General features: G+C 46.6%; 14 protein-coding genes. 2 read left to right on the forward strand and 12 right to left on the reverse strand.

The genetic code is table 11. From position 1 onward, the window contains the following. Positions 1 to 33 precede the first annotated feature (33 nt). Positions 34 to 3,255, reverse strand: a complete 3,222-nt coding sequence (locus Q4Q57_RS00535) for a DEAD/DEAH box helicase (protein ID WP_311889243.1) — start codon at positions 3,253 to 3,255, stop codon at positions 34 to 36. 268 nt (positions 3,256 to 3,523) lie between these two features. Further along, on the reverse strand, positions 3,524 to 5,383 hold the full coding sequence (locus Q4Q57_RS00540; RefSeq protein ID WP_311889244.1) for a DUF885 domain-containing protein: 1,860 nt from the start codon (positions 5,381 to 5,383) through the stop codon (positions 3,524 to 3,526). A gap of 565 nt (positions 5,384 to 5,948) precedes the next feature. On the opposite strand from Q4Q57_RS00540, the gene Q4Q57_RS00545 reads away from it, so the two are divergent. Next, positions 5,949 to 6,158: a cold-shock protein gene (locus tag Q4Q57_RS00545; protein WP_006080998.1), complete on the forward strand. Its 210-nt coding sequence runs from the start codon at positions 5,949 to 5,951 to the stop codon at positions 6,156 to 6,158. Between the two features lie 108 nt (positions 6,159 to 6,266). Here the strand turns inward: Q4Q57_RS00545 and Q4Q57_RS00550 are convergent, their stop codons facing one another. After that, on the reverse strand, positions 6,267 to 8,213 hold the full coding sequence (locus Q4Q57_RS00550) for a monovalent cation:proton antiporter-2 (CPA2) family protein (protein ID WP_311889246.1): 1,947 nt from the start codon (positions 8,211 to 8,213) through the stop codon (positions 6,267 to 6,269). A gap of 170 nt (positions 8,214 to 8,383) precedes the next feature. Here Q4Q57_RS00550 and Q4Q57_RS00555 point away from each other — a divergent pair, with 170 nt between their 5' ends. Continuing rightward, on the forward strand, positions 8,384 to 9,274 hold the full coding sequence (locus tag Q4Q57_RS00555; RefSeq protein ID WP_006080996.1) for a GGDEF domain-containing protein: 891 nt from the start codon (positions 8,384 to 8,386) through the stop codon (positions 9,272 to 9,274). Between the two features lie 259 nt (positions 9,275 to 9,533). Here the strand turns inward: Q4Q57_RS00555 and tilS are convergent, their stop codons facing one another. The 9 genes from tilS to bamA form a co-directional block, all read right to left on the reverse strand. Continuing rightward, positions 9,534 to 11,009 carry a tRNA lysidine(34) synthetase TilS gene (tilS, locus tag Q4Q57_RS00560; RefSeq protein WP_311889247.1) on the reverse strand — a complete coding sequence of 492 codons (1,476 nt, stop codon included), beginning with the start codon at positions 11,007 to 11,009 and terminating at the stop codon, positions 9,534 to 9,536. 41 nt (positions 11,010 to 11,050) lie between these two features. Then, entirely contained in the window at positions 11,051 to 14,524 is a 3,474-nt protein-coding gene (gene dnaE / locus Q4Q57_RS00565; protein WP_311889248.1) for a DNA polymerase III subunit alpha, read from the reverse strand. A gap of 164 nt (positions 14,525 to 14,688) precedes the next feature. Then, positions 14,689 to 15,321, reverse strand: a complete 633-nt coding sequence (rnhB, locus tag Q4Q57_RS00570; RefSeq protein ID WP_311889249.1) for a ribonuclease HII — start codon at positions 15,319 to 15,321, stop codon at positions 14,689 to 14,691. Further along, entirely contained in the window at positions 15,321 to 16,499 is a 1,179-nt protein-coding gene (gene lpxB / locus Q4Q57_RS00575) for a lipid-A-disaccharide synthase (protein WP_311889250.1), read from the reverse strand. The genes rnhB and lpxB overlap by 1 nt, the downstream gene beginning before the upstream one ends. 220 nt (positions 16,500 to 16,719) lie before the next feature. Next, positions 16,720 to 17,490, reverse strand: a complete 771-nt coding sequence (lpxA, locus tag Q4Q57_RS00580) for an acyl-ACP--UDP-N-acetylglucosamine O-acyltransferase (protein ID WP_311889251.1) — start codon at positions 17,488 to 17,490, stop codon at positions 16,720 to 16,722. Beyond that, positions 17,487 to 17,951, reverse strand: a complete 465-nt coding sequence (fabZ, locus tag Q4Q57_RS00585; protein ID WP_106650029.1) for a 3-hydroxyacyl-ACP dehydratase FabZ — start codon at positions 17,949 to 17,951, stop codon at positions 17,487 to 17,489. Before fabZ ends, lpxA begins: the two co-directional genes overlap by 4 nt. Positions 17,952 to 17,982: 31 nt before the next feature. Then, positions 17,983 to 19,008: a UDP-3-O-(3-hydroxymyristoyl)glucosamine N-acyltransferase gene (gene lpxD, locus Q4Q57_RS00590; RefSeq protein ID WP_106650028.1), complete on the reverse strand. Its 1,026-nt coding sequence runs from the start codon at positions 19,006 to 19,008 to the stop codon at positions 17,983 to 17,985. A gap of 3 nt (positions 19,009 to 19,011) precedes the next feature. Beyond that, positions 19,012 to 19,509, reverse strand: a complete 498-nt coding sequence (locus Q4Q57_RS00595; RefSeq protein WP_011846353.1) for an OmpH family outer membrane protein — start codon at positions 19,507 to 19,509, stop codon at positions 19,012 to 19,014. A gap of 64 nt (positions 19,510 to 19,573) precedes the next feature. Further along, complete coding sequence (gene bamA / locus Q4Q57_RS00600; RefSeq protein WP_311889254.1) at positions 19,574 to 22,057, reverse strand: outer membrane protein assembly factor BamA; 2,484 nt, start codon at positions 22,055 to 22,057, stop codon at positions 19,574 to 19,576. Positions 22,058 to 22,066 lie beyond the last annotated feature (9 nt).

Consider the following 22,066-nt stretch of genomic DNA (forward strand, 5'->3'; position numbering starts at 1 on the left):
CAAATGATTCAATCAATTTAAAACTGGCCACTATTAGCTAAAAAGCGATAACAATTCATCGGCGCTTCCTTGCCATGTGCCCTTACCTTTACCTTCGAGAATACTGTCCGCTAGGCTTTGTTTATGCTGCTGCATTTCTTGGATTTTTTCTTCTACAGTGCCTTCGGCAATCAGCTTATACACAAACACGGGCTTATCTTGGCCAATACGATGGGCTCTGTCCGTAGCCTGTTTTTCCGCCGCTGGATTCCACCAAGGATCATAATGGATCACAGTATCCGCCGCGGTGAGATTGAGCCCAGTCCCGCCCGCTTTTAAGCTGATTAAGAACACAGGCGTATCGCCTTCTTGGAACTTATCTATCTGCGCTTGGCGCAGGCGAGTTTGCCCTGTGAGCTTACTGTAATCGAGCCCCAAGTCCACCAGCTCAGCTTCAATCAGGCTAAGCATGCTAGTGAACTGGCTGAAAATTAATATCTTGCGCCCCTCTTGCACCATCTCGGGCAAGTTCTGTTTCAGCCAGTCTAACTTAGCATTACTCTTCACTTTCTGCGCTTGCTCTAACTTCACTAAGCGCGGATCGCAGCAGGCTTGGCGTAGCTTAAGTAAAGCATCGAGAAACTCGATATGGCTGCTGCCAACGCCTTGAGTGGCAAATAAATCCCGCAGTTTTTTCTCCATTACCAATCGAATACTCTCGTAGAGATTTCGCTGATCTTTTTCTAACTCTAAGCTCTGGGAGATTTCGGTTTTAGGGGGTAATTCACCGACCACTTCATCTTTGGTTCGGCGCAGCACAAAAGGCGCAATCCGCTGACTCAAGATTCGCGCTTGTTCCCTATCGCCATAACGTTCAATTTTGTGCCTAAAGGATTTGTTAAAGAAGGCATTCGTGCCGAGTAATCCAGGTAAACTAAAATCCATCAAAGACTTAAGTTCGCCTAAGTGATTTTCAAGCGGCGTACCCGACAGACACAATCTAAACGGCGCTTTAAGAGCTTTAATCACTTGAGTCACTTTCGCCTGCGCATTTTTAATCTGCTGCGCTTCATCGAGCACGATATGTTCAAACACCTGCTGTTGGTAATAGTCACTGTCGCGCACAATCAGCGGATAGGTCGTCACCACAATATCAAACTCACCTAAGCGTTCGAGTAAAGGCTTACGTAAGGCGCCATGAATGACGACAAGCTTTAACGAAGGCGCAAATTTCGCGGCTTCTTTCGCCCAATTGCCCACTAAACTCGTTGGGCAAATAATGAGGCTCGGTACATGGCTAGCACCCGTCGGTTTTAACGCTTGCTGCTTAAGTAAAAAAGCCAAGGTTTGAATGGTTTTACCCAGTCCCATATCGTCGGCCAAAATACCGCCAAGCTGATATTCCTTTAAAAAACAGAGCCAATTTAAGCCTTGCTGTTGATACTGGCGTAACTCAGCATGTAAGTTGTCGGGGACAGCGACCTCTAACACACCGTTAAAATTTTCAAGCTTAGTTGCTAAACTGCGTACCCGTTCGCCATTAAGCAGACGAATATCGCTGTCGGCAAAATCATTTAATAGGTGGGCACGGTATTTAGGCAAAGACACGCTATTGCCTTTATGGCTGTCGAACAGTTCTAAAATTATGCTGATCAGCGGCTTAATCACGCTAGCTTTAACTTTTAACCAATCGCCATTCGGGCTGGGTAGCAATAATTCTGCATCGTCTGCCGGTTCACCATACTGCTTAAGCCAAGTGGCAATTAAGGGCAGCATAGGCACCATTTGGCCATCGATATCGGCATTCAGTGACAGGGAGAACCAACCCTCTTGGGTATCATCCAGTTCAATCGCCAATGGAGTTTCAATCACATTCAAACTGAAATGGTCGGCAAAATGCACTTGGTAGCCCAAGGCCTCTAGCGCCGGGATTTCCTGTTGGATAAAGTGCAACCAAGCATCGATGGTTTCTGGCAGTGGCCCTAACCCCCAAATACTGGCATAACTGCCGCTATTCGGGATAAAAGAAGGCGCCAGCTCGACCAGTTCCAATGTCATCAAACGATTAATGGCATCCATTTCCGCATCGAGTTGACGCGCGACTTGATAGGTTTTGCCTTGATGGGTAACTAAGGACAAGGGCTCATCGGGATATTGGCCGCCAAGCACCACGTCTTGATAAACAAATTCCAGCAGCACTAATGGCTGCGCCATAGCAAACTCGGGTAATTCCTGCGAGGTTAAGGTCAACCTAACTTGCAGCGGCACTTGCAGCTCGACAAAATCAATCGAAGCCGGCGTAGGTACGGTTTTCGCAGAAAAATGCTTAATCAGTTTGTGGCTCACTAGTTCAATTTGTGAGCTAGGCACTGGCGGCATCTGACTGAGTAACAAGAGTTTTTCAACGCTGATCTCTGTCTCTAATGCGCCTATTTTAAAATAATCTAAATCGATATAAGTCGGCGGCTCGCAGGGGATCAGCTCCCAATTGTCCTTATTGGGCAGCGTTAACTGCATCTGCTTGTGCTCGGCATCCTTATCCAGCCAAATGAATTCAGGCTTTAACGGTTCACCTCGGGTGAGCGCTAAACGGCTCTCTTCCCAAAAACATCGCCCAGTGACGAGCATTTTTTCCAGCGCCATAGCGCCTAACTGAGCTTTAAGATACAAACGCGAGGCACCGTGGCGGCGAGTCGACATAATAAGATTGATGATGAGCACGTCTTCGGCGCCAATCCAAGCGGGCATGTAGTATTGCACATCCGATAACGCGATTTTAGAGCCTTTGTTATAACCGCCCTTCTTCGCCAGCTTACCTTTTCTTAGTTCAAGGTAGACGCCGTTATCATCTTTGGATAACACGTACAACACGCGATCGTCATAGAGTAAATCGACATTTGAAACCGTGAGATCATCACTTTCGTCTAGCAGATGTAACCACTGTGCAATACGTTGATCTTCAACGGTTCTATCACTCAGTAAACTGTAAAGCACGGCGGCAATATGCTTGCAATGCCCAGTGGCGGGGCATGAACAGAAGCCGTTCATGATCAACTTATGGTTCACACTGACGAGGCGAATATCTTGCCGATAGGGCTGGGATTCCGTCCCCATGACGCGACCTTCAATATGACGAAAATCGGCATTCGCTTTGGCGCTCAAGACCCGTCCTTTCATCACATAATCACGGGCGCGCATTAAGGTTGGCGGCGTGAATAATGACTCAATCGTGGTGCGAGTCAATTGAATAGGTTCTTGGGGGGACAAGCGATTCATGTACAAACCTTGAAACTTAAAAATATCGATACCTAACAATAGCAAGCCATTGCCGAGCGACATTTATCAATGAGTTGTGTGGAATTGTATTGAAAGCCTTGGCCGAAAGCCAGAATGATAGCCTCTATCGATAAACTCACTCTGCCTGCAAGATAAAAGAACAGACTTATTCGCAGGCAGGGCATAGATTTAAAATTACCGAAAAACATTAATAAATAAGGCGTTAACTTTGCATCACCCCCAAGACGTTAACGGTCGCAACCAAGGGCTAAACTTTTGCTTTAGCCTCAGTACTTTTTGCATCAGTACTATTTTTATCAGCAATGTAGCGATCGACTAATGTTTCTAAGATATCCAAAGGAACTGCACCATTCTTCAGCACCACATCATGGAAGTCTCTGAGATCGAACTTATCACCTAAGGCCAACTTGGCTTTTTCGCGCAGTTCGAGAATTTTCATCATGCCGACTTTATAAGCCGTCGCTTGACCTGGCATAACGATATAACGCTCAATCTCAGCCGTGACATCGCGATCGGACATGCCAGTATTTTTCTTCATATAGTCAATCGCTTGCTCGCGAGTCCAACGGCTATGGTGAATACCCGTATCTACCACTAAACGTACAGCACGGAACAACTCTGCCTGCAAACGACCGATATTATCAAAGGGATCCTTTTCAAAACCAAGTTCCCACGCCAAACGTTCGCTATATAAAGCCCAACCTTCAATGTACGCCGTAAAAGGCGCCATCTTACGAATAAGCGGCATACCTTCTAACTCCATCGCCACTGCGATTTGAAAATGATGCCCAGGGATCCCCTCGTGGTAGGCTAAAGTGCGCATACCGTATTTAGGCGTGGCCTTGATGTCATATAAATTGGCATAGAAACGCCCTGGACGACTACCGTCAATCGCGGGCTGCTGATAATAGGCACCCGGTGCTGTTTTTTCTTTAAATTCAGGAATGCGCACCACTTCCATCCCCGCTTCGGGTCTAATACGGAAAACATCACCCAGTCCCGCATTCACTTCATCAAGAATATGCTGATAATCAACCAAGATTTGCGCCCTACCCGCATCGCTATCTTCATAGTAAAACTTAGGATCCGCGGCTAATGCTTCAATCGCGACCGAAAAACCTTGACTCACATCGTAACCTTCTGCGGCTAAGATAGTCATGATTTCACTTTGAATGCGATCCACCTCAGCCAGCCCTTTAGCATGGATTTCATCAGCAGTGTAATTGGTGGTAGTGAAGAACTTCAGCAATTGCTCATAGGCAAGGTCGCCATTTGGCAGCGCCCAATAACCATCGTCCGTCCCCGCTTTGGCTTGTAACTGGGAAAAATAATCAATAAAGAGTTGATACGCAGGATGCACGTAACCTTTTATGTCCGCTTCGGCCGCGGCCAATAACCGTGCTTGTTCATCGGCACTGATATCCGTGTCAGCTAATTTGGTTTTGAATGAACTGTATAGGATATTGTCTTGAATCGGCGTCGCGACAAAATCATTCATCTCGGTGAGAACCCGCTCAATCACGAACTTAGGCGGAATAATCCCTTTAGCTTCTCGGATTTTTAAGCCTTCGAGAGTTTGCGCAAACTTAAGTTTCACCTTTTGTAAACGCGACAGATAGTTTTCAGCATCGCCCACCGAGTGGACTTGGTGCTGTGCCTGCATAAAGCTGGGATACCCGTTTTGCACACCAAACAACTGATTCAGCGGATAGTTATGGTAACGATAGGGCTCAGAGACCAATGCGAAATCGGCAAGATATAAGGCAATATCCTTGGAAATGCGCTGATTTTCATCTAAATCCGCATCGGAATAACTCAATAAGGTTTCACGTAGATCACGCACTTGCGCGAAAGTCTTATCCATCGCCTCTGGACTATCATCATCCAACTCGGCGTTATGGCCTGTAATCCCTACCGATTCTAAGAAACCCAATGAGGTTAAGGTCTCAGGGCTTTCGAAAGCCATCTTGACCACACTTCGATCTAAAAACGCGCGAAAGAAAAACGGCTTTTTCGCAAACCATTCATGGGCGGCCAGCGCCACTAATAACAGCACTAAGACTAAGCTGCCGAGTCCAATCCGTTTTAGTACTGTTTTCAACGTCATTCTCCATTCTTATTATATTGGGTCTACAGTTATCGCACTGAATCTAAAGCTCAAGCACGCTGTTATTTTGCAGACGAGAATATCACCAACACAAATAGGCAACAATTTAATAACGTAACTAAGCGTGACTGAATCCCTTCTCTGGCATACAGGTCGCCTCCCACACTCCACAGACACCTAATAGGTAAACTGTCACTAAGTCGCGACAAACAGACAAAATATTTTTTACGCTCGATAATTTTCAAACTAGCTTCGTATCCAATTGAATATAAACAGTTATAAAGCATCGTCCTCCCAAAATCTTTCCATAACCCTCTCTATAGATGAAAGGTATTTCAAAATAAAGCTATACAAACCCCTAGAGTGTGTTAATCTGCACTCCGGCCTGTGATTCAGACCTATTTATAAGCAATATTATGTATTTGAAAACCTTCGCTACGCCTGTAATATTTTTTGCTGTCATGAAGCTTTCCACTCATAACTTATCATCAATGTAAATAATTCTATTTCTGGCTAACATCCCGCATAATTGCGAATTATTTGTTTGAAAATTTTGGAGACATTCATGTCTAAAACTACTGGTGTAGTTAAATGGTTTAACGAAGATAAAGGTTTCGGTTTTATTTCTCCTGACAATGGTGGCGCTGACGCATTCGTTCATTTCCGCGCAATCGTTTCAGAAGGCTTTAAAACTCTTGCTGAAGGTCAAAAGGTTTCTTTTGATATCGAACAAGGCCAAAAAGGTCCTCAAGCTGCGAACGTAGTTATTCTGTAATTAGACTTTGTCTAATTTAAGTTAACAAGTTCCAGACAAAAATGCCGACACTATGTCGGCATTTTTATATCTGCAATTCAGCTGTATCTAAAAAGCCAGCCTTTGGCTTTAGCCGTGCAAGAGTTTAGCCTCGGCTTTCTCAAGTCTTCGTGGTTTACCCACTATCAGTAAAATATCCCCTGCACGAAAAACCCAGTCCTGCTCAGGATGTTCCACTTCGGCGCCACTGCGACGAATCGCCCTTAACTCGACTCTTAAGGTTTCCCACATAATATCGGCAACGGTTTTACCAATCGCATCTGCACCACGCGGTAACGCCACCGCATGCAATGACTCTAAGGTGAAGTCGGTTTCTGTACCGGAAAAAAAACCATGTAAAAATTGATAATGATTGCGCCGCTCTGACTCTAAACGTTTTAAAATCCGCGCTAATGGCACACCGCATTGATGCAATACCTGTGACACTAGCATCAAGCTACCTTCTAAAGATTCTGGGATCACTTGATTGGCACCCGCTTTTTTCAGCAAGTCTAGATCACTGTCGTCTTTAGTTCTGACTAAAATTTTAGCTTCTGGCGCCAATAACTTACATAAGGGTAGGACTTCTTCTAAACTGCGCGATTCACAAAAAGTGATGACGATCATCTTAGCCTGCTTAACGCCTATTTGTTTTAAAATCGCCCGTTTACACACGTCTCCAAAATAAATCGGTTCGCCAGCACGGCGTGCCTCAGAAACACGAGTCGGATCGAGATCCATCACCAGATAAGGTACGGCTTCAGTTTTCAAAAATCGCGCTATGGTCTGCCCTACTCGACCATAACCGAAAATCATCACCAGCTCTTGCTCATCCATTAAAAGTGGTACGACTTCATCTACGTGTTTTGCCTGCCGGATCCCCAACACCCACTTAGCAATGTCCACGCTATGGCGAACTAACCAAGGTGCGAGCGACATGGAAAGCACGGCGACCATGACCAACATGGTACTAATTTCATTATCTAAAAGTTGATAATTAACCGCTAAAGCCAACACCACAAAACTGAACTCGCCCACCTGGGCTAGGCTCATGGCCGTACTCATCGAAATTCGAAAAGGCTCGCCTACTAGTCTTAAAATACCATGAATGATCAACGCTTTACCAAGCACAACCGCCACTAAAACCAGCAATATCTGCCACCAAAAACGCATCACTAAGGTAAAGTCCAGCATCATGCCTATGGAGATGAAAAACAGCCCCATCAATAGATCACGAAAAGGCCGGATATCGGCCTCAAGTTGGCGGCGGTACTGGCTTTCCCCCAGCAGCATACCCGCCATAAATGCCCCCAGCGCCATGGATAATCCCAGCCATTGGGTGAACGCGCCAGTGACTAAGGCCACCACCAGCGTTGATAATACGAACAGTTCGTTAGAGCGGGAGCGGGCAACTTCGTCAAAAATCCGCGGCAGTGCCCATTTACCGAAAGCCATTAAGAGGAAAAAGGCCAAAATACCTTTCAACAAAGCAAAGGCGATATCCGCAACGATCAAAGGTTCGCCGCCATTGGCCAGTAATGGCAATAGGATCAACAGCGGCACAACCGCTAAATCTTGGAATAATAAGACACTGACGGATAGCTCACCATGACGACGACGCAACCATCCTTGCTCATTGAGTAATTTAAGGACGATGGCAGTGGATGATAAGGCAATGGCAGCTCCGATAACTAAGGCTTCGACCCAATTAAGACCACACAACAGGGCCACGCCCATAGTCAACAGGGTCGTTATTACCATCTGTGCACTGCCTAAGCCAAATACGGTACGGCGCATGGCCCACAGCCGCGGCACAGAGAACTCTAAGCCTAAGGTAAACATCAGTAGCACAACCCCAAGTTCAGCGACAGATTGCATTTGATGCTGGGTAAACCAATGAAAACCGCTCGGTCCACTCACTACACCAGTGAGTAAATAAGCCAGAATTGCGGGTAAGCCCAAACGGCGCAGCACAGCAATAGCCACAATGGCAATCACTAACATAAGTAGTACTTGGATTAAGAAGCTATGTTCCATTGGGGCTATGACTCCTGTCAAAATGCTGACGTGTCAAAAAAACTAACGCTGAGTTTTAAGCTTAACTGAATGACTAACAAAGACAAATTTTATTAACAAATATAACGGCACGGTATTTGCTTAGACTAAGTAAGAGATGTATCGCACTAACATTTGCTGGAGTGATGATTATGGACTTTGGCCTAGCGACCGAGCTATATCCCGACGAATATCGCTATCAAACAGAACATTATAGTCCCAATGATAATCCATTGGACTTGGTACAAGTAATCCAACAACTGCACGCCAGTTTAGATCCAAGGACAGTCTTTGCCTGCTATGGCAAAGTGCTGGGACAACACTTGCCGATCCAAGGTGTGCGCTTAAGTTATGGCGAACATAAATTAAGCTGGGGCAAACGTTATGGTATCAGCGTCAAACGACAGCTCATATGTGCAGGTATGCCGCTGACGATTCAGTACCAGTTATTGACGCCACTGACGCCATCGCAAACCTCGAACCTGAAAGAGATTGAGCCGCTGTTATTGCAACCGTTATTAAATGCAATGCAATACCAAGAAATGTCGATGCAAGCCATGTTTGACTCGCTCACAGGTTTAGGTAATCGCCATTACTACAGTCAAAGTCTCAGCAATGCGACCGCCAGAGCCCATAGAAAACAAGGTTCTGTCGCTCTCATAGTGCTCGATTTAGATAACTTTAAACAGCTAAATGATAAATTCGGCCATAAATGTGGTGATTATATTCTGAAGGAATTTGGCGACATCATTCGTGCGACCATACGTAATACGGATCAAGCATTCCGTATCGGCGGTGACGAATTCGTTATTATTGTCCAAGGCAATATTCATGCGGCAGGCTTGCTATGCGAACGGATTGTCTCGGCCATCAATCAGCACAGTAGTTTCACCCAGTTTGGAGTGAGCTGTAGTTTAGGTGCGGCAGAATCACACGATACCATTGAAGCCGAACAACTTTATGAACTTGCCGATAAGGCGCTATATCAAGCTAAAGCAGCGGGACGTAACTGCTATAAACTCAGCCAAAATCAATTAGTTTAGACGCGCAGGGATGCCAAATGAAATGCGATAACAAACTCGCAGCGCGTAATCTGTGAAGGTTCAAAACGAAAGGAAAGTTAATATCTCAATGTAGATCTCAAGGAAGATTCGAATCAAACTGACGTGCTGCGACCTACTCTTTCTTACTTTGCTGCTTTACTGCTTTCCTACTTAAAAAGAATAACACCGCAACGACTCACAAAAACTCCAGCGACAACTCCCAACCCCTAGCTTCGCCAACAGGCACTTAAACAAACACTCAAACAGAAGTTTGAGAGACCTGCAAACCTAGTCCATTCAACTCAACAATAAAGCTTTTTTCAACCCACAGCCCAATCGCCATAACCAGTTGCTCGTTATAAAACACGAAACCGACCTTTTCACGTACCCAAGGCGGAACGCCAAACTCTTGCCACAGTTTCTTTAATTCTCGGCCCTTGCCACGGGAATGGGGATGACAGCGACATTGCCCCGCGAGTTGATAACGCACACTCACCACTTCATCTGGCCGAGGAAAGCGGGCTCTAGGCCCTTGTTTAGAGGCACTTAGACGTATCAGCTCACCACAAGTAACACCCGCAGACGTCACGTCCAATTGAGTAACGTCCAATTGAGTAACGTCTGATTGAGTAACGTCCACTTGAGTAACGTCGCCCTGCACTAACGGATTTAGGAGCTGCGAAGGAAATGCCCAGCTCGCAGGCTTAACATGACGCATGCGGGCTTGATACTTAAATAAATACACTTGATTGGCAAAGCGGCGGATTTCACATTCACCGACACGTATATGCACTTTGGCATCATCTTTCGCGGTTAAAAGCTGAGCGATGATCTGATTAAGCTGCACCTTTGAGGGCAAGGCAAAACCTTGTGATTCGATAAAACCCCGCAAGAGTAGCGCTTGCCAGTCGGCTGACTGCTCGGCAAAACCATCGAGCTTGAATACACTTTGAGTATGGTAAGGTGCTTGGGTTAACCATAAAGGTAAACGTTCACTCACCTGCACATCCAACGTTGCCTGTTGCTCGGCGCACAATGCTGCGCTGCGACTCGCGGTTGTCGCGATACTAGGCCAACGCGCTTTTAAACGAGGAATGATTTCTAAACGTAAAAAATTACGATCGAACTTATCATCTTGATTACTTTCATCTTCGATATGCACTAAGCTTTGTTGTTGCGCGTAGGCTTCAATCTGCTCACGGCTGATATCCAATAACGGCCGAAGTTGTCTGCCTTGTGCTAATGCTTGTACTTGCCCCATGGCCGCCAGCCCCTTCGGGCCCTGACCACGTTTCAGCGCCAATAGGATAGTTTCGAGCTGATCATCTTCATGGTGGGCAGTTAACAACACATCATTTGCACTTAAATGCCGTTCAATCGCTTGATAACGGACTTTTCGTGCTTCGGCTTCAAGGCTTAATCTGGGTCCGCGATTAACTGTCACTCGCTCAACCGTCACGGGCAAACCATAATGTTGACCGCGCTCAAGGCAATGCTGCGCCCAAGCCTCAGCGTTGTCGCTTAGGCCATGGTGCACATACACCAGTTGATAATGAAACTCGGGATGTTGCCGCGCAAACTGACTTAAGCCAAAGGCCAAAACTTCGGAATCAACACCGCCACTGTAAGCCAGCACTAACTTACAGTCAGGCGCTAACGACTGCGCCGTCAAAAAAGCACTAATATGCGCGCAGAGATCGCCTGCAGCCAATGGCTCATCAAACTTAACCGACATAGGTTAACTTCATCTGTTTGCACCTAAGACATTCGCCAACATTAGAATAAAATTCTCACCTTGTTTGGCCCGAGCAGCGATTCAAGCGAGAGCATCAAGTCATCGGTCGGATTCACTCGCCAAGCATCGGCGAGCCTAAATTGACCTTTGGCTTGGGCTTGAGTGTAGTTGATCACTACAGGCACAGCGCCGTTACGCCACGGGCTTAGGGCTTGCTCGAAGGTATCAAGGGCTGATGGCGTTAACTCACTGCCATCCATATCAATTTCCAGCGCTTTGGCAAAGTGGCTGCGCGCCTCACTGATATCTATAATGTTACGCGCCGTCATACGGTTACCGCCGGCAAAATCATCATAACTCACCTCACCTTCACAAATGAGGATGCGGTCTTTCTCCAGCAGATGATTAAACTTTTCAAAGGCTTCGGTAAACAACATGATTTCAAGACGCGCGCTCTTATCATCAAGCGTCAACAGGCCCATTTTCGAGCCGCGCTTAGTCAACATCACGCGTGTTGCCACCACTAATCCCGCAGCCTTAGCGGTTTTACCGCGCTCGGTCGGATGCACATCTTTCAAACGGCCAGAAGTGTAATGCTTAAGCTCTTTTAAATATTGATTGATCGGATGACCGGTCAAATACAAGCCTAAGGTTTCACGCTCGCCTTCGAGCCAAATTTTATCCGGCCAAGGGGTACATTCAACAAACTGCTGCTTACTATCTTCGGGTTCACTGTTGAGCAAACCAAACATATCGTGTTGACCAATCGCCTCAGCTTTAGCGTGTTGATCGGCGGCGCGAATCGCTTCGGGCAAGGTTGCCATCATAGACGCACGATGCGGTCCAAGAGTATCGAGTGCCCCCGCGCAGATAAGCTTTTCAATCACGCGCTTATTGAGCTTTTTCAAATCGATACGGGCGCAAAAATCGAATAGATCCACGAAGGGGCCATCCTTACGCGCCTCTAAAATCGATTCAACTGGGCCTTCACCCACACCTTTAATGGCACCAATGCCATAAACAATGCGCAGATCATCATCAACGGTAAATTTGAACAAGCCTTTGTTCACATCCGGAGGAATGAGCGGTAGCCCCATACGCTCACATTCATCGACCAAGGTCACAATTTTATCTGTGTTGTCCATATCAGCCGACATTACCGCCGCCATAAACTGCGCAGGATAATGGGTTTTTAGCCATAAGGTCTGATAAGACACCAACGCATAGGCGGCTGAGTGAGATTTGTTAAAACCGTAGCCGGCGAACTTTTCCACTAAGTCGAAGATCTTCATCGACAAATCGCCGTCGACGCCGTTATTGATTGCGCCTTCTTTAAAAATGCTGCGCTGCTTGGCCATCTCTTCGGGCTTTTTCTTACCCATAGCACGGCGGAGCATATCGGCGCCACCAAGGGTGTAACCCGACAGCACCTGTGCAATCTGCATCACTTGCTCTTGATACAGAATAATGCCGTAGGTTGGCGATAACAGTTCTTTTAGTGATTCATGCTGGTACTGAGAATCGGGATAAGATACTTCCTCGCGCCCATGCTTACGCTCGATAAAGTTATCTACCATGCCCGATTGCAACGGACCGGGTCGGAACAATGCCACCAGTGCGATCATGTCTTCAAAACAGTCGGGCTGCAGACGCTTAATCAAATCCTTCATACCACGGGATTCCAGCTGGAATACTGCTGTGGTTTCATACTTTTGCAACAGGCGGAACGACGCAGGATCCGTTAACGGAATCGCTTCAATACGCACAGGCGGACGACCGTTTTTGACTTCGACCTTATTCACCATCTCCAGTGCCCAGTCGATGATAGTCAAAGTACGTAAACCCAAAAAGTCGAATTTAACCAGACCTGCAGTTTCGACGTCGTTTTTATCGAATTGGGTTACTGGGTTTTTACCTTCAGCGTCGCAATAGAGCGGCGCAAAATCGGTAATTTTTGTCGGTGCAATCACCACACCACCCGCGTGCTTACCGGCGTTACGGGTCACACCTTCGAGCTTACGACACATGTCGATCAGATCTTTGACATCTTCATCGGCATCATAGGATTCTTGCAGGGCTGGCTCGACCTCAAAAGCCTTCGCCAGCGTCATGCCTGGTTCTGGTGGAATGAGTTTAGAAATTCGGTCAACAAAACCATAGGGATGACCCAGCACACGGCCAACGTCACGGATAACCGCTTTCGCCGCCATAGTACCGAAGGTGATGATTTGCGATACCGCTTCACGGCCGTACAATTCGGCCACGTGATCAATAACCTCATCACGTCTATCCATACAAAAGTCGACGTCAAAGTCGGGCATGGAAACCCGCTCTGGATTGAGGAATCGCTCGAATAGCAGATCAAATTCCAATGGATCTAAATCGGTAATCTTAAGCGCATAGGCCACGAGTGAACCCGCGCCCGAGCCACGACCAGGCCCGACTGGAATACCGTTATCTTTACCCCATTGAATGAACTCCATTACGATCAAGAAGTAACCTGGGAACCCCATCTGGTTGATCACTTTAAGTTCAATGTCGAGGCGCTCATCGTATTCGCCGCGTTTCTCGGCGCGCACCTGGGGATCGGGGAACAAAAACTCGAGCCGCTCTTCAAGACCCTTCTTCGAACAATCGACCAGAAAGTCTTCAATGGACATATCGCCCGTCGGAAAGTTGGGCAGGAAATATTCGTATAAACGGATCGTTACATTACAGCGTTTAGCGATTTCGACACTGTTCGCCAACGCCGCAGGAATGTCGGCGAATAGTTCACACATTTCCTCTTCGCTACGCAAATACTGCTGTTCACTGTATTTTTTAGGTCGGCGAGGATCGGCAAGGGTAAAGCCATCGTGAATTGCCACCCGAATTTCGTGGGCATCAAAATCTTCGGGTTTAAGAAACACCACCTGATTAGTAGCCACAACAGGGATGCCCTTCTCCTGCGCTAAGGCCACAGCCATGTGCAGATAGCGCTCTTCGTCTGGGCGTCCTGTGCGGATAAGTTCAAGAAAATAGCGATCGGCGAAATGGGTTTGATAAAACTCACATAAAGATTCGACTTGTGTGCCATTGCCCTTGAGCAGCGCCTTACCCAGATCGCCTTCTTTGGCGCCTGATAACAGCAAAATACCTTCGTTATAGGTGAGTAACCACTCTTGATCTATCACCACACGGCCAGCCACTTGGCCACGCAAATAGGCCTGACTGATAATTTGGGTCAGATTCTGATAACCGACATTGTTCATCGCAATGATGGTCAAGGCGCATAATTCGCCTTCAAATCCAGGCACTTGCATCCAAAAATCGGCGCCGATAATCGGCTTAATCCCCGCACCATGGCAACCACTGTAAAACTTCACCAAACCACAAAAGTTGTTTTGATCAGTCAGGGCGACAGCCGCCATTCCCAGCGCTTCCACCTGCGCCAAAATCGGCTTAACCTTGGCCACGCCATCGGTCATAGAGAAGTCACTGTGGACACGAAGATGCACAAAACGAGGATCGGACATAATTAGGATTATCTTTGAATAGCAGGTTAACAATAACTAGAAAGCAGCCTAACAAAGTCACGCAGCCAGAGCCAGTGACTTTGCAGGATAACGGCAACTATATACCCAAACAACCTCAAGATACCTATTTCGGCTTGTTTGGATCAAATGCTAAAAATCAGCGCTCACAGTCCCAGTAATGCTTTGACGGGTTTGAAACTTTTACGATATTGGTCAAATACCCCATGTTCGGCTATGGCCTCAAAATGTGCCTTTGTTGGATAGCCTTTATGCTGAGCAAAACCATATTGCGGATAAGCAGCATCGAGCACATCCATCTCACGATCCCGCGTCACTTTCGCGATAATCGATGCGGCACTAATACTGGCAATTAAACCATCACCTTTAATGATGCTGTGACTGGTAAGCGAGACGCCATTATGGGCAATAAAGATGGGGCTACGATTACCATCCACAAGCACAAGCTCAGGGGCAATATTAAGCCCAGCAACCGCGCGCTGCATCGCCAACATAGTAGCGTGCAGAATATTCAGCTCATCGATTTCAGCAGGACTGGCGCGGCCAACGTGATAACACAACGCTTTATCACAAATCTCATCAAACAAAGCTTCGCGACGCTTCTCACTGAGTTTTTTCGAATCATTCAGGCCACTGATGGGCTTGCTCGGATCCAAAATCACTGCGGCAGTGACGACGTCGCCGACTAAGGGGCCACGGCCGACTTCGTCCACTCCGGCAATCAACCCCGTCGAAAAGGCCAGCAAATCGGCTTCAGTTAAACTTTTATAGGTTGCCACTAATTAGCCTCCGGCGATTTAGCCTGAGTGTGTTTAGGCTCAACCAGCGCCATTACCGCTTCAGCAGCTTTTAAGCTCGCATCACGACGTAATACTTGGTGTAGTGCATCAAACTCGGCTTTGAGCGGCGCAAAATCGCGATTAAGCTCAAGGGTCACGGCCGCCGCAATTTTCTCTGGGGTGCAATCTTCTTGGATAAGTTCTGGGACGAGATCTTTTCCAGCAAGCAAATTCGGTAACGAGAAACGCTCGACCTGCATCATGCGCTTAGCAATGCGATAGGTTATCGGGCTCACGCGATAAGCCACCACCATAGGACGCTTGACTAACATGGCTTCTAACGTCGCAGTGCCGGAGGCCAATAAAATCCCATCGGCCGCTGCCATCACTTCACGGGACTGGCCTTCAATCATGTGGATTTCAAGATCAGGCGCAAAATCCTTCAGTGCTTGCTCAAATTGGTCACGGCGTTTTTGATTCACCAGCGGCGTCACAAAACGTATATCAGGGAAGTTCTGTTTAATCAGTAAAGCCGCCTTCACAAAAGGCTCAGCCAGTTGCTTTAGCTCTCCACCACGGGAACCGGGCAGAATCGCTAAGTATTCAGCATCGGCATCTAATCCAAGCAAGGCACGGGCTGCAGCTTTATCACTTTGGAAAGGAATATCGTCAGCCAAAGTATGACCCACAAAGGTACAAGGCACCTGATGCTGATCGTAAAAGGCTTTCTCAAAGGGCAACAGCGATAGCACCATATGAGTAGCCTTGGCGATTTTGAATATCCGTTTTGGACGCCACGCCCACACGGACGGACTCACATAATGGACCGTCTTAATGCCGCGCGCTTTGAGTTTAAGCTCAAGACCAATATTAAAGTCCGGTGCATCGATGCCAATAAAACAATCGGGCTTAAGCGCGGTAATCTCTTTAATCAGGGAGGCACGTACTGTTAATAAACGAGGCAAACGGGATAGCACTTCAACAATTCCCATCACGGCGAGTTCTTCCATCGCAAACAGGGATTTAAAGCCAAGGGCTTCCATGCGGGGACCACCGATACCGACAAAATGCGCATCGGGATGAGTCTTTTGCAGCGCCGCCATTAAACCTGCGCCTAAAATATCGCCCGAGAGTTCTCCGGCAACCATGGCAAACACTAATGGAGTTTTATTGCTCATAAACCAATCATGTCTCATGAATGAATGACATTGGATGACGGGGCGAACAACAGCTAAAACGCATCATGCCAAGCCATACTGCTGTAAATTAATGATTAAGCTCATTGATGGTTGAATGCACAAGGACATTACTAACGACAACGTCTAACCACCCAATAGGCTTAAGCCAATAATACAAAAGGGCATAAAAATGCCCTTTTGTTGTCGTGTGGTCATCAAGTTAGCGAATAATGCCGCGACTCGATGACTTTACAAATTCAAGGAACAATTTCACTTGCTCATCGCTCTGCGCATCTTCTGCTAGGGCTTCCATCGCTTCGTCAACTGTTAAGCTGCTGCGATATAAGGTCTTATAAGCACGACGCACCGCCAGCTGGCTTTCTTTAGAAAAACCACGACGTTTCATGCCTTCGCTGTTTAAACCGCGCGGAATCGTCGGCTGACCCGCCGCCATAACAAAGGGAGGCACATCCTGCAGCACCAAAGAACACCCTGCAGTAAACGCATGGGCACCGATATGCACAAATTGGTGAACACCAGTCATACCGCCTAAAATCGCCCAATCACCCACGTGTACGTGACCCGCGATAGAAGCGTTATTCGCCATGATCACATTATCGCCGACCACACAGTCATGGGCGATATGCACATAGTTCATAAACAGGTTATTCGACCCAATACGGGTTTCACTGTTATCTTGAACTGTACCACGGTGAATAGTCACGTGCTCACGGATGACGTTATTGTCGCCAATGATCAGTCGTGTGGGTTCACCAGCGTATTTTTTGTCTTGGCATTCTTCGCCTACTGAGGCGAATTGAAAGATACGATTACCTTTGCCGATAATCGTTGGGCCTTTAACAACCACATGGGAACTCAACCAACAATCATCACCAATTTCAACGCCTGCACCGATATAGGTCCAAGGGCCAATGGTGACGTTATTGCCAATTTTTGCATCGGTATGCACAAACGCTAATGTATCTATCACTGACTAATCTCTCTGCGGGCACACATGATTTCAGCGGAACAAACCACTTCACCATCCACTTTGGCCTCACCGTAGAAGACGCCAATCCCGCGGCGCTCTTTAATCATTTTGACATCAAAATGGATTTGATCTCCTGGCTCAACCACACGTCTAAAACGCGCATTGTCGATACCAGCAAAGTAATACAACACCCCAGGAGGAGGCACATCACTACTCATGGTTTTGAAGGCTAACAGGCCAGTTGCCTGCGCCATGGCTTCTAAAATAAGCACGCCTGGCATCACAGGCTGAACCGGGAAATGTCCCTGAAAAAATGGCTCATTTATTGAAACGTTTTTGATCGCCTGCAGACTAACACCAGGAGTGTAATCAAGCACACGATCGATCAATAGGAATGGATATCTATGGGGTAGATATTTAAGTATTTCTTTAATATCCATAGTGTTCATTTGATTAGACACGAACCGAGTTCCTCAAATTGCCTTGGAGCAATTAATCTGGTGTTTTTAAATTTTTTTCCAACGTTTTAACACGCTGGAACAGTTCATCTAACTGACGGAAACGAACTGTATTTTTACGCCAAAGTTTATTGTCCATTGCCACTGTGGCAGAAGAGTATAAACCGGGCTCACGCATATTAGTGGTAATATTGGTAGCACCAGACACATGCACACCATCGGCAATGCTCAAATGACCTGCGATGGCACAACTACCGCCAATAATGCAATATTTACCAATAGTGACACTGCCAGCGATAGTCGTACTACCAGCGATAGCGGTATTTTCACCGATAATATCGTTATGGGCAATTTGTACTTGGTTATCGATAATCACCCCATCGTGGATCTCGGTATGGCCTAATGCACCGCGATCTACCGTTGAATTCGCACCTATCTCAACCCGATCGCCGATACGAACGCCGCCCGTTTGTGGAATTTTAATCCACTGGCCGCGTTCATTGGCATAACCAAAACCATCCGAGCCTAATACGGCACCCGAATGGATAATACAATTTTGCCCCAAATGCACATCGTGATAGACGGTAACATTAGCCCATAAACGCGTTTTTGAGCCAATTACCACATCTTGTCCAAGCACAACACCGGCACCTATTTGGACATCTTCACCTAAAATAACGTTCGCACCAATAACCGCATTCGCCCCAATCGCAACACCTTCACCTATATGGGCAGAAGCGTCTATTTGAGCCGAAGGATGGATACCCACCGCCGCTTTAGGCGTAGTGTCCAAGTACTGGGCAACGCGGGCGAAACCAACGTAAGGATCTTTTACAATTAACGCAGTACCTTGATAATCCTGCGCATCTTTAGCTGACAATAACACCGCACTCGCTTGAGTTTCCTCAAGCTGAGAGCGATATTTACTGTTGGCTAAAAAAGAGATTTGACCCGCTTTGGCATGTTCTAAGGTCGCCACACTATTAATAACTAGCGTTTCGTCGCCTTGGATATCACCGTCTAATAACAGGCCTAGCTCTTTTAAAGTCACACTATTCATCTATTACTTGCCTTTGCTTAAGGCTTCAACCACTTTGCCACTGATGTCAGCGTTAGGCTTAACATAAATGACTGCACCACGTTGCAATACCAAATCATATTGGTCTTTTTCAGCGATAGTGTTGATGGCTTTCTGCACTTTAACTAACAGTTTATTTTGCTCTTCACCTTGGCGACGACGTAAGTCTTCATCCAATGCTTTGCCTTTTAACTGATATTCAGATTTTAGCGATTCCATTTTACGAACCAGTTCCGTTTTTTGTGCATCGTTCATTAACGCACCGTCACGTTGCTGCTTCTCCATCAGAGAGCGCATTTCTTCTTGCATTTTTTGGACATCAGCCATGCGATCGCCAAACTCTTTCTTCAGAGATTGAGAGATCTGTTCACGTTGTGGCAGCTGTTCGAACACAGCGCCCATATCCACTACGGCAATTTTCTCAGCATGTGCCATTAACGGCGCGCCTAACAAAACTAACGTCATCAGCGCGCGATTTACCATCTTGTTCAAAATAAACTCCTTGTTACCTTGTTATAGTCAGCAAAACTTGCCGAGTGTATGCCTTTTAAAAAGTTTTGCCAATATTGAAAGAGAAGATCTCTGTTTGGTCGCCTTCGTATTCTTTAATCGGCCACGCTAAGCTAAACACCATAGGACCCATAGGTGATAACCACTGCACACTTAAGCCCCAAGAGGCGCGTAAACGTGCTGGATCACTATAATCCTGTAACTTAGCAAACTCGTCTGCTGGCAAGCTATTTTTATAATAATCGTAATCAAACTCAGTATCCCAGACGTTACCCGCATCAACGAAGAAGCTCGTACGAACTGAGTTAGTGTAAGCCTCATCCAAGAATGGCGTCGGTACAATCAACTCCATGCTCGCTGTCGCAAGGGCGTTACCGCCGATTGAGCGACCAGAACTCACTTGAATACGATCAGGATCCGGCTGAGGGAAATTGCAGCCGTCACCGGATGGATCGAAGCAAGGTTCGCTGCCACTATACATATAGAAGGAGCGAGGACCGACCGAGTTTGACTTAAAGCCACGTAGAGAGCTACTACCACCCGAGTAATAGTTTTCCCAGAAAGGCAGAATTTGATCGTTATCGTTAAACTGACCATAACCGTTGCCATAACCTAATCGACCACGGGCCAAAAGCACAAAGCTCTGACTACGGTTAATAGGGAAATAGAAGTTAGTGTCAAAGTCTGTCTTAAAGTACTGTAAATCAGACCCTGGCGAAGTCATTTTACCGTTCAAACGCTGAGACGAGCCGTCTGTAGGGAAAGTGCCACGGTTCAAGGTGCTACGATACCAACCCAGACTCAATTCAAAGTTATCGAAACTTAAGTCCGCATTTGGATCGTTATCACGATAGATGTTATAGAAACGACGCGCTTGCTCGTAGGCGGAAATTTCAGAAATCGTGTTATGACGATAGCCGATGCCACCGTTGATACGGTTGTATTCATTGATCGGGAAACCCGAGTTCAATGCCACACCGTAAGAACTGTTTTTATAACGTTCTAAGTTCGCTTCATTGGCGTCAAACTCACTCCAATAAACGCTCCCCCCTAAACTCACGCCATCCTTCGTCCAATACGGATCGGTATAGGATAAGTTAACGTTCTTAGAGTACTTGTTGGTGCTCAAACTCACACCAGCTTGGTTACCCGTACCTAAGAAGTTATTTTGCTGCACCCCAAACTGCAAGCTCAGGCCTGATTCAGTACCATAACCTACGCCAGCGTTGAATGAGCCCGACGGCTGTTCTTTCACTTTCACTGCGACATCGACTAAATCATCGGTACCAGGCACTTGAATGGTTTCAGTGTCAACGGTTTCGAAGAAGCCTAAACGGTTAAGACGCGCTTTAGATTGCTCAACTTGTGCTGAGTTTAACCAAGCCCCTTCCATCTGACGCAGTTCACGGCGCATCACTTCATCTTTAGTCACTGTGTTACCAGTGAAGTTAATCGCACGAACGTAAACACGTTTACCCGGTTTAACATTGATGTTTAAGGTGACTTCTTTGGTCTTATCATCAATTTCAGGATACGTTTTGACTTCTGGATAGGCATAACCGAAGCGGCCTAAATACTTGCTGTACATTTCTTCGGTGAAAGTCACATCACCGCCGTTGTACATATCACCCGCTTTGATCGGCAGAATTGATTTCATCAACTCTTCACGGCCCATCAAATCACCCGTCAGGTTTACTTCTTTAACTTTATATTTCTCACCTTCATCTACGTTGATGGTGATATATAAACCTTTACGGTCAGGTGTCATCGCCACTTGAGTCGAGGTGACTTCAAAGCGGATATAACCTTTATTGTGATAATAGGTTTTGATGGTCTCGAGATCGGCCTGCAGCTTTTGCTTCTGATAACGGCGTTCGCCGAACAGATCCCACCAAGCCACATAATCTTTAAGCTCCAGCATGCCAATCAACTCAGCATCGGTGAACTCATGATTACCGACCACGTTAATTTGGCGGATTTCGGCCGCTAAACCTTCGGTGAACTTAAATTTCAGCTCAACCCGGTTACGGGGTAAGTTGATCACTTGAGCTTCCACTTTAGCGCCGTATTTACCCACGCCGTAGTAAAAATCCTGCAGACCCTTTTCAATACCGGTCAACATAGTGCGATCGAGCGACTCACCGACTTTAACGCCAGAACCGTCCAGACTTTCCTGTAACTGTTCATCTTTAATGTCTTTGTTGCCATCGAAGGTCACGGCACTGATGGTAGGACGTTCAGTGACTTTCACCACTAATACGCCGCCATCTCGGCTCACGGAGACATTTTCAAAGTTAGTCGATGCATACAAGCTTTTAATGGCTTGTTGAATTCTTAACTGGTCAACAGTGTCACCTACTTTTACTGGTAAGCTTAACAGGGCAGCACCGAGTGCAACTCGCTGCAAACCTTCAACTTGGATGTCGGTCACTTCAAACGGTTGGAAAGTATCAGCCAACACAGTCCCTGAAAACGACGCACCGACGAATAACATCGAGGCAAAAAGTTTATTCAATCTCATAGAGCACTT

Origin of the sequence: Shewanella sp. SP2S2-6 (assembly GCF_031931965.1) — a bacterium.
GTDB classification, from domain to species: Bacteria; Pseudomonadota; Gammaproteobacteria; order Enterobacterales; family Shewanellaceae; genus Shewanella; species Shewanella baltica.